Below are 9,607 nucleotides of genomic sequence, written 5' to 3' on the forward strand. Positions count from 1 at the left end.
CCCGCCCCTCTGCCCGGTAGCCATCAACGATATAGCTGAGGATGCCCAGCTTTGGCGTCCCCACCCGCCCGTCGAGACTGAGGCCCCCTTCGGGGAAAATCGCCTGTGTCACACCCTCTTCCGTCGCCATCTGCACATAGCGCGCCAGCACCCGGCGATAGAGCTGATTGCCCGATTTGCGTCGGATGAAATAGGCCCCCGCCGAACGGATCAGCCACGAAAGCGGCCAGACCCGCGCCCATTCGCCGACCGCATAGGACAAAGCCGAACGGCTGGCGGCCAGATAGGTCACCAGTACGTAATCCATGTTCGACCGGTGGTTCATGACGAAAACCACGGTGGCCCCCTTGTCGATCCCGGCAATCGCCTCGGCATCGAATTGCCCGACCCGGACGCGGTAGATCAGCCGCGCCAGCCATTTCGACGCCCGTGCGGCAAAGCCGAAATAGACCGAGGCCGAAAAGCCCGGCACGATCTCACGTGCATAACGCCGGGCGCGTTCCAGATGCACGGTTTCGGGAATGCCCGTCTCGGCCGCCTCAGCGGCAATCGCCTCGGCCACTTTCGGGTCATGGGCAAGGCGGATGATCATGTCGGGCCGCTTCATCAGCTTGAAGGGCTGGATCGGCCGTTCCAGCCGCGTGTTCAGCCGGGCCACCACCCGCTCCATCCGGCCACGAAAGAACCAGCGGACCGAGGGGAACAGGAAATGCAACGCAAAGGTCACCCCGGCAAAGACGAGGATCAGGACGAAAAGCCAGAGGGGCAGCGTCACCGGTTGCAACATGGGCCGACGGTGACAGGTTGCGCGCCTTGGGTAAATCCCGTCATGCCGCAGCGCGGCACCTTGCGGCGCCGACACCGCGCGCCCATCTGGAAAAAAGGAGGTGCCACCCGATGCAACCAGCCATTTACCCCGGCTTTACCGATGCCCAGCGCCCGCAGGCAGCCGATCTGTTCTGGCAGGCCTTCCGCGACAAGCTCGGCCCGGTCATGAGGCCAGAGGAACAGGCACTCGGCCTTCTGCGCGCCGTCGCCGATCCGGGCCATGCGATCCGGGCCGAGGCGGCGGATGGCACGCTTCTCGGACTCGCCGGGTTCAAGACCGAAAAGGGCGCCTTTATCGGTGGCGGCATGGGCGATCTGGCATCCGCCTATGGCTGGCCCGGCGCGCTCTGGCGCGCGCCGCTTCTGGCGCTTCTGGAACGCGATTCCGCGCCCGGCACGCTTCTGATGGACGGTATCTTCGTCACGCCCGAAGCGCGCGGGCAAGGCATCGGCACAAAACTCCTGTCCGCGATCAAGGCGGAAGCGGCCCGGCGCGGCCTCGTGGCGGTCCGGCTCGATGTGATCGACAGCAATCCCCGCGCGCGGGCGCTCTATGAACGCGAAGGCTTCATTCCCGGCGACGTGCACGATCTCGGCCCGCTGCGCCATATCTTCGGCTTCAGAAGCGCCACGACGATGATTTGGACCGCCGCAGCCTGAACGCTCACTTTCTGCATTGCAGCGAATTGACAAGGTCAGGAAATGTCGCCTATCTCTCATCTCGCGAAATAAAGTTACAATTCCGATTCAGGAGGCCCGCAATGACCGAGGTGAAAAAGGACAGGCCCTGGCTCTTCCGCACCTATGCGGGCCATTCGACGGCGGAAAAGTCGAACGCGCTTTACCGTGCAAACCTTGCCAAGGGCCAGACCGGGCTTTCGGTGGCCTTCGACCTGCCGACCCAGACCGGCTATGACAGCGACCACGAACTCGCGAAGGGTGAGGTCGGCAAGGTCGGCGTGCCGGTCTGTCATCTCGGCGACATGCGGGCTCTCTTCAAGGATATCCCGCTTGACCAGATGAACACCTCGATGACGATCAACGCGACCGCGCCATGGCTTCTTGCGCTCTACATCGCGGTGGCCGAGGAACAGGGGGCCGATGTCGCGGCCCTTCAGGGCACGGTGCAGAACGATCTGGTGAAGGAATACCTTTCCCGTGGCACCTATATCTGCCCGCCGAAGCCCTCACTGCGCATGATCACCGACGTCGCGGCCTATACGGCGGAACATCTGCCGAAATGGAACCCGATGAATGTCTGTTCCTACCACCTGCAAGAGGCGGGGGCGACGCCCGAGCAGGAACTCGCCTTTGCCTTGGCCACGGGCATCGCGGTTCTCGACGACCTCAAGGGCAAGGTCCCGGCGGCGGGCTTCCCCGCCATGGTCGGCCGCATCTCCTTCTTCGTGAATGCGGGCATCCGCTTTGTCACCGAGCTTTGCAAGATGCGCGCGTTCACCGAGTTGTGGGATGAGATCTGCCGTGAGCGCTACGGGATCGAGGAGGAAAAATACCGCCGTTTCCGCTATGGCGTTCAGGTCAACAGCCTCGGCCTGACCGAACAGCAGCCCGAAAACAACGTCTACCGCATCCTTCTGGAAATGCTGGCGGTGACGCTTTCCAAAAACGCCCGCGCCCGCGCGGTGCAGTTGCCCGCCTGGAACGAAGCGCTTGGCCTCCCGCGCCCATGGGACCAGCAATGGTCGCTTCGGATGCAGCAGATCCTAGCCTATGAGACCGACCTTCTGGAATATGGCGACCTCTTCGACGGAAACCCGGCGATCACCGCGAAGGTGGAGGCGCTGAAGAACGGCGCGCGGGATGAGCTGAAGACGCTCGACGGCATGGGCGGTGCCATCGCGGCGATCGACTACATGAAGGGGCGGCTGGTCGAAAGCAACTCCGAACGCCTCGCCCGGATCGAGGCGGGCGAAACCACCGTCGTCGGCGTGAACCGCTGGACAGAGGCCGAGCCTTCACCCCTGACCGCAGGCGACGGCTCAATCCTGACCGTCGATCCGGCGGTCGAGGTCGATCAGGTGACCCGCCTGAACGACTGGCGCGGCACCCGCGATCAGGCTGCGGTCGATGCCGCACTCGCCGACCTTCGCGCGGCCGCCTCGGCGGGTCAGAATGTCATGCCGGCCTCCGTCGCCTGCGCCAAGGCAGGTGTCACCACCGGCGAATGGGCGGGCGTCATGCGTCAGGTTCACGGCCAGTACCGGGGGCCGACGGGCGTGTCGAAAAACCCGTCGAACCGCACCGAAGGGCTGGATGAGATCCGCAACGCGGTCGATCAGGTCTCCACCCGCCTTGGCCGCCGCCTGTCGTTCCTGATGGGCAAGCCCGGCCTTGACGGCCAGTCCAACGGCGCTGAACAGATCGCCGCCCGCGCCCGCGATTGCGGGATGGAGATCAACTACGAGGGCATCCGCCTGACACCCACCGAGATTGTCAAGGCGGCGGGCGAGGCCAACGCCCATGTCGTCGGCCTCTCGATCCTTTCAGGCAGCCACCTGCCGCTGATCGCCGAGGTGATCGAGCGGATGCGCGAGGCGGGCCTGTCCCATATCCCCGTCGTCGTCGGCGGCATCATCCCGGATGAGGACGCGGCGCGGCTGAAGGACATGGGCGTCGCCCGGGTCTATACGCCGAAGGATTTCGAACTGAACCGGATCATGTTCGACATCGTGGCCCTTGCCGAACCAAACGCCGTGGCGGCGGAATAGACCGCGGCCACCAATCGCCCCGTCAGTCCCGGGCCTGCCCCGTGACCTCCACCGCGATGCGCTCGCATCAGCGCCCCCCTACAAAGGGGACGGGACGCCGACCTTCCGCTGCGGTCAGTGCTCCTGAAAATAGGCGGTAACGTCGGCGATGATACTCTCATGCTCTGCCTGCCGACTTTCGCGCCCGTCTTCGCAGACAACCACGTCATCGGGTTCCTCCTCTCGCAGGATGGCCAGCGCGTTCTCGGTGCAGACCCCGAGAAAGTCGAAATGCGCCAGTCCGGCGGGTTCGCGGTAGGTCACGACATCCACAGGCAAAGCCGCCGCCAGCGCCCGCGATTCGACGTCCAGATCAATGCCGTGAATATCCTCAGGTGCCCCATAGACCAGAAGCGGGTGCCGGATCGCGGCGACGCTGTCGGGCGACAGGGCCTGCGTGCCGCCAAGGTCGAATACGGCGAAGGCACGAATGCGGGGATCGGCCAGATCAGCCTCCATCGCCGCGCGGTCCTCTGCCGTCCGCGCCACCTGCCAATCGTCGAAGATCCCGCAGACGAGGTCACTTGGATGCAAGCCGCAAAAGCCGCCCAGATGATCGGCGTCATAGCGTGCCCCCGCCAGCAGCATCGCTGTGAACCCTCCCAGCGAATGGCCCGCCATATAGATGCGCTCAGGGTCGACCAGCCCGCCGATTGCGGGATCGGCCAGCGCAAGGTCGATGGCGCGGCTGATGTCGCGCGGACGTTCCCAAAGCATGGTCCGGGCCCGCGCATCGCGCTGGAAAGTCGACGTGCCCGGATGGTCAATCGCCGCCACAACGAACCCCGCCCGGACCAGACCCTCGGCCAGCCACGCCTGATTTCTGTCATTGCCGAACATGCCATGCGACAGCACCACCAACGGATAGCGCCCCGGCGCGGGATCGGCATCGGGCAGCACCCGGATCGCTTCCCAGACCTGGTTGCCAAGGGCGCGCACCGGATCGCCACCTGACGCGGCGGGATACCAGAGAAAGCCATCGGTGCCGCGCGCATCGGGGCCGTCGGGCACGGTGATCATCCTCATCCCCGGCTCTTGGGTTTGCGCAGAGAGGGGGGCAGTGCCAAGGCACAGGGCGAACAACATGGTCGTGGTCAACAGACGTTTCATTCTGGTCTCCATCGGGTTACGGTCCCGCCGATGTCCCAAGGCTATCCCCTTGAAACAATGGGCCGGGCGGGCGATGTACGTCCCGGATCGCGATCAAGGACAGGCAGGGCTGGGATGAGGACAAGATGGAGACACGGCTGATCGCGCTGCCCCTGCCGCTTCTCGCCTTCTGCCTCTCGGCGGCGGCTTTTGCGATGGTCCTGCGACGGGATTTCGGGGTTCCCTCGGCCCGCGCGTTCTTCGCAGCTTTCTTTGCGGTCATCGCCCTTGGCGGCCTGCTGGTCGGGCTGCGCTTTGGCTACGGGATCATCGGTCTTGTCCCGCTCCAGCGGGCATTGCCGCTTTTGGCGGGACCGCTCCTCTATCTCGGGTTCATAAGCTTCCAGCGGACAGAGGACCGGCTTCGCAAACCTGCAATTGGCCATCTCGGCCTGGCACTCGCAATCGGTCTCATGCCACAGATCCTGCCCGCCGCGCGGGATGTGTTCGACTGGTTCATCGGGCTTAGCTACGCGGGCTATACCGCCCTTCTGCTGGCACTATGGCGCGGCGGTCCCAACCAGATGATCCGGGCGCGGCTTGAAAGCGCTGACTGGTTGTCACGCATGGCTGGCTGGGGCGCGGGCTTTCTGATGATTTTCCTTGTCTTCGACACGGCCATCGCGGTGGCCTTTGCCCGTGACCGCGGCGCGCTTGCGGTGACACTCATCTCCTACGGTTCCATCGTGCTGATGGCCCTGCTCCTCTTCGCGATCGCCACGCTTTCAGCCCGGCCGAAACCAGCCCCGGCCCCTCCGACGCGCAGCGAGAACGAGATACAGGCGATGGCGACTCTCATCGCCGCCGCCGATGCCCTTATATCGCGGGAAGAGCTTTTCCTCGACACAGGCCTGACCGCCGAACGACTTGCCCGTCGCCTCCATGTGCCGGTCCGGGCCTTGTCCGAGGCGGTCAATCTCTCGACCGGCATGAACCTCTCGCAATATGTCAACGGTTTCAGGCTGCGGCGGGCGGCAGAGCTTCTGGTCGAAGAGGGTGGCAGCATCCGCGACGTGATGGAGCGGTCGGGCTTTCTCACCCGGTCGAATTTCTACCGCGAATTTCAGCGGGAATACGGTCAGTCCCCGGCCACCTACCGCCGTGCGGTGTCCGCGTCAAAATCGTCCGGGTAATCTCCGTCAGGTTTCGGCCTCTCCGGCCGCGCGCCGCGACCGCACCTCTTTTTTCAGTGCCTGCGACGGTGGGCAGACGGCCTGCATGAAGGATGCGAGTGTGCCGGACAGGGTTTCCTGCTCCATCCCGTAATAGACATACATGCCCTCGCGCTTCTTCCAGACCAGCCCCGCGTTTTCCAGAAGCGCCAGATGCTTTGACACAGCAGGCTGAGACATCTCGAACCTCTGCGCGATATCACCGGCACTCAGCGGCATTTCCGACAGATAGGCCAGGATCTTGCGCCGGGTGGTCGAGGCGAGCGCTTCGAAGACCTTGTCGGGGCTTGACATTATGTCACCTTTTAACTTATTAGTTATTTAGTTTATAAATTATAGTGTTTCTGAGCCGGAGGTTCAACCATGCTTGCCGCAACCGACCGCGTCTTTCCCGAAAATGCGACATCCGCGACCGATGGCAGGATCGAATGGGACTGGGCGAAATCGCTTTGGTATTTCACCCATCTTGTCGGCGCGGTCGCCGCCATCACCCTCTTTCCGCGCTGGGACGCCGCCGCCGCCATGGTGGGGCTGACGGCGATCACCATCTGTGGCGGCCATTCGGTCGGCATGCACCGCCTGCTGATACATCGCAGCTTCGCAGCACCCCTCTGGCTGGAACGCCTGCTGGTCTGGCTCGGCACTCTGGTTGGCATGGCCGGGCCTTTTGGCATGATCCACGCCCATGACATGCGTGACTGGCACCAAAGGCAGGTCGAATGTCCGCCCCATCCCTCGCATGGGGCGGGTTTCTGGCGCGATGCCTGGTGGCAGCTTCATTGCCGCTTCGCCCTGATCGCACCCCCGCGTTTCGTGATTGAAGATCCGGTGGCCCGCGATCCCTTCTACCGCTTTCTGGAACGGACATGGATGGCCCAGCAATTGCCCGTGGCGGCCTTGCTTTGGGCGTTTGGAGGCTGGGCCTGGGTTCTGTGGGGCATTTCGCTGCGCATCGTCCTGTCGTTGACCGGTCACTGGGCGGTCGGCCACTTCGCCCACAAAACCGGCCATCAGGGCTGGCATGTCGCGGGCCTGCCGGTGCAGGGCTACAACCTGCCCTGGCTGTCGCTGATCACCTTCGGCGAAAGCTGGCACGGCAACCACCACGCCTTCCCGCATTCAGCACGGCTGGGGGTCGAGGCCGGGCAACTCGATCCCGGCTTCTGGCTGATCCGCGCCATGCAGGCGATGGGTCTCGCGCATAGGGTCCGATTGCCGGACAGTGAACCGCACCGCGATGGCTTGCAGCGCGTGCCGCCTGTGGTGGAGATATCCGTGCCAACCCCGCGTCCAGCCTGAAGCGTTTTGGCTGGCCCGAAGAACGGGACGGAACGCACCCCAAGGGATGCGTTCCATCTCGCAAGAACCATGTCGCGGGGTGTTCAGAACCCTTCGATCTTCCAGAAGAACGTCTCGCCTGAACTGTCATCGACACCGTCATTGTCGGTCACGACCCAGGCCATGCCCGACGCATCGAAGGTCAGGCCTTCGATCTTGTCGGTGACATAGCCGCCCGACGCCGCAAGGTCGGGGACAAGGTCGTACACCACGTCCTTGTGGACGACGGGAAGGTTGCCGCCCAGCGGGGCCGGTTCCAGATCAGATACGGACACCCGCGTGATCTGCTTGATCCCGGCCGCAGCGCCGATCTGATTGTCGCGCTCGATCAGATAAACACGGTCACCTTTCACCGCGATTTCCGACAGGCCAACCCAGCCCGCCTCAACAGCGTCCAGCGGATAGTGTACCGCACCCCATTCCTTGCTTTCGATATCGTATGCGACAAGTTTGACCATCCCTTTCGGATCGTCGCCCCATTCGCGCTGCACCGCCATCCAGAGGCGATTGCCGATCATCGCGATGCCCTCGAAACCGAAGCGCTGTTCCCGGGCGGTCAGTTCCGCAGGCAGGGCGATTTCTTCCGTGATCTCGCCCGTGCCATCCACATGGTAGATCGCATGCGGGATCAGCCGGTCGGTCCGCCCTTCCGAAGCCAGCCAGAAGCCGCCTTCTCCATCGGATGTGATGCCTTCCAGATCGAGTTTCTGCGCAGGCTGACCGGCACGGGTGACTGGGATTGCGCGGGTGATGCGGGCGGGCGTCTGGACCGGGTCGATTTCAAAGATCGTCGGCTGGTAGCCGTAGAAGCTGTCATTGACGGCGTAGAGCTTGCCACCCGCTTCGGTCAGGCCCGACAAAGCGCCCCAGCCGATCAGCTCCTCGGCCCCGGCCGAGGTCAGTTGCGGATAGGCCGCAGGCGCGTCCTGATATTCGTAGATCATCACATGCGCACGGGCACCTCCGTCTTCGATCAGATCGGCCTCATTCGCGGTGATCAGAAGATTGCGCGCAGGGATCGCCACCACGCCTTCAGGCGCGATACCCGAGGGCAGGAGTTGTTTCAGCGCAGGTGCCGCCGGATCGGTGACATCATAGACCGCCGCGACCGAAGCGCGTTCAGCAAGGATGAAGGCATAGGTGGTGTCGCCGAACCGGGCGACCTCCATCCCTTCAGGCTCGGCGCCCTTGGCGTCAGAGCGTTTGTCGGGATAGTGGCCGATGCGGACAATCTCATGTTCCAGCGCTGCACCGCTTTCAAAGACCACAGTACCATCCTTGTGGAACACCGTGAAACCGCGTGAGCCGCCATCCATATCGCCTTCATTAGCGGTGATGAAATGATCGGCGTCGATCCAGCCCAGCCCGTCAGGTTCGCGCAACCGGCCCTTCTGCTCTTCGGTGAAGATGAGCGCGCCGCGCTCGTCCGTCGCGTCGATCCCGGTCAGATCGACCGCTCCAGCAGAAAAATGCGATGTCACAGTGCCATCGGCGCCGATCACGACGATATGGTTGTTTTCCTGAAGGGTAACGGCAATCTCGCCCGCAGCGTTGACATCAACGAATTCCGGTTCCGGGTCTTCGGGCGCGATCCCGGCCAGACCGGTCATGGCGATCTTTTGCATCGCTGCGCAATCGGGCGCGCCGTCCGTCAGGGGCATCTTTACCAGCCAGCCCTCGGGGGCCTGCCCGACCCGGCCGTCGCCCGCATCCTCATCCCGCTCATTCTCAATCGCGATAGCCAGAAACGACCCGTCCGGCGCGGCGGCCGTTGAATCCGGCTGACCGCCAAGGTCGCATTCGCCCTTCACGTCACCCGAGATGAGGTCAACGGTCACAAGCTTTCCCGAAGGCGAGGTGAAACTTTCCGAAGTGTTGACCGCAACCAATGCGTTCGGCCCCACGATGGAAACCGCCGTCGGCTCTCCTCCCATCTCGATATTGCCCATCGGCTTTGGCGCACGCGGGTCGGAAATGTCGATCCGCCCGATCACACCCAGCGGGCTGTCGGTATAGACGAGCATCATGCCGTCGCCCGAAGCCGCGATAATCTCGGCCGAGCTTTCGCGGCCCTGATCCTCGCCCTTGGCCATATTGCCGATGGTCGCAAAGCTCGCGATGCGGTTGAAGTTCATTTCGGCCATGGCGCCATGTGCCGATAGGGCAAGTGCCGATGTCAGGCACAAACGGATCAAGATCATCTATGGGTCCCCCGGGATCGATTGAAAATCGCACCTTCCCGTGGGTGCTGACCGTCTCAGCCGCATGACAGCGCTGTTAAGGATTTATGACAATGCGGTGTTGAGCCCGGCTTGCGGCGGGTTGTCATCGGATCGTTGCCGGACTGACATG

Annotated in this window: 8 protein-coding genes; 4 read left to right on the top strand and 4 right to left on the bottom strand. The window is 63.5% G+C overall.

What is annotated here, in order from left to right:
- Window positions 1–787 (bottom strand): 1-acyl-sn-glycerol-3-phosphate acyltransferase (locus tag WBB85_RS14970; protein WP_432639400.1); only part of this gene is annotated, 787 nt, incomplete at its 3' end.
- A gap of 110 nt (window positions 788–897) precedes the next feature.
- Here WBB85_RS14970 and WBB85_RS14975 point away from each other — a divergent pair.
- Both WBB85_RS14975 and WBB85_RS14980 read left to right on the top strand, forming a co-directional pair.
- Window positions 898–1,488, top strand: a complete 591-nt coding sequence (locus WBB85_RS14975; protein ID WP_432639401.1) for a GNAT family N-acetyltransferase — start codon at window positions 898–900, stop codon at window positions 1,486–1,488.
- Between the two features lie 68 nt (window positions 1,489–1,556).
- Window positions 1,557–3,557, top strand: coding sequence for a methylmalonyl-CoA mutase family protein (locus tag WBB85_RS14980; protein WP_432639407.1), 2,001 nt, complete (start codon window positions 1,557–1,559; stop codon window positions 3,555–3,557).
- 114 nt (window positions 3,558–3,671) lie between these two features.
- Here the strand turns inward: WBB85_RS14980 and WBB85_RS14985 are convergent, their stop codons facing one another.
- Window positions 3,672–4,706, bottom strand: coding sequence for an alpha/beta hydrolase family protein (locus tag WBB85_RS14985; RefSeq protein ID WP_432639402.1), 1,035 nt, complete (start codon window positions 4,704–4,706; stop codon window positions 3,672–3,674).
- A 125-nt stretch (window positions 4,707–4,831) separates the two neighbouring features.
- On the opposite strand from WBB85_RS14985, the gene WBB85_RS14990 reads away from it, so the two are divergent.
- Window positions 4,832–5,878 carry a helix-turn-helix domain-containing protein gene (locus tag WBB85_RS14990; protein ID WP_432639403.1) on the top strand — a complete coding sequence of 349 codons (1,047 nt, stop codon included), beginning with the start codon at window positions 4,832–4,834 and terminating at the stop codon, window positions 5,876–5,878.
- Between the two features lie 6 nt (window positions 5,879–5,884).
- Here WBB85_RS14990 and WBB85_RS14995 read toward each other — a convergent pair whose 3' ends face one another.
- On the bottom strand, window positions 5,885–6,211 hold the full coding sequence (locus WBB85_RS14995; RefSeq protein ID WP_432639404.1) for an ArsR/SmtB family transcription factor: 327 nt from the start codon (window positions 6,209–6,211) through the stop codon (window positions 5,885–5,887).
- 69 nt (window positions 6,212–6,280) lie between these two features.
- On the opposite strand from WBB85_RS14995, the gene WBB85_RS15000 reads away from it, so the two are divergent.
- Window positions 6,281–7,216 (top strand): acyl-CoA desaturase, encoded by a 936-nt coding sequence (locus tag WBB85_RS15000; protein WP_432639405.1) that lies wholly within the window; start codon window positions 6,281–6,283, stop codon window positions 7,214–7,216.
- An 83-nt stretch (window positions 7,217–7,299) separates the two neighbouring features.
- Here the strand turns inward: WBB85_RS15000 and WBB85_RS15005 are convergent, their stop codons facing one another.
- On the bottom strand, window positions 7,300–9,456 hold the full coding sequence (locus WBB85_RS15005) for an esterase-like activity of phytase family protein (RefSeq protein WP_432639406.1): 2,157 nt from the start codon (window positions 9,454–9,456) through the stop codon (window positions 7,300–7,302).
- Between the last annotated feature and the right edge of the window lie 151 nt (window positions 9,457–9,607).

The sequence above is a fragment of the Albidovulum sp. genome (assembly GCF_049646345.1).
Lineage (GTDB): Bacteria > Pseudomonadota > Alphaproteobacteria > Rhodobacterales > Rhodobacteraceae > Albidovulum.

Coding starts and splice junctions, on each gene's coding strand:
- WBB85_RS14975 (WP_432639401.1), top strand. CDS start 898: ATGCAACCAGCCATTTACCCCGGCTTTACCGATGCCCAGCGCCCGCAG.
- WBB85_RS14985 (WP_432639402.1), bottom strand. CDS start 4,706: ATGAAACGTCTGTTGACCACGACCATGTTGTTCGCCCTGTGCCTTGGC.
- WBB85_RS14990 (WP_432639403.1), top strand. CDS start 4,832: ATGGAGACACGGCTGATCGCGCTGCCCCTGCCGCTTCTCGCCTTCTGC.
- WBB85_RS14995 (WP_432639404.1), bottom strand. CDS start 6,211: ATGTCAAGCCCCGACAAGGTCTTCGAAGCGCTCGCCTCGACCACCCGG.
- WBB85_RS15000 (WP_432639405.1), top strand. CDS start 6,281: ATGCTTGCCGCAACCGACCGCGTCTTTCCCGAAAATGCGACATCCGCG.
- WBB85_RS15005 (WP_432639406.1), bottom strand. CDS start 9,456: ATGATCTTGATCCGTTTGTGCCTGACATCGGCACTTGCCCTATCGGCA.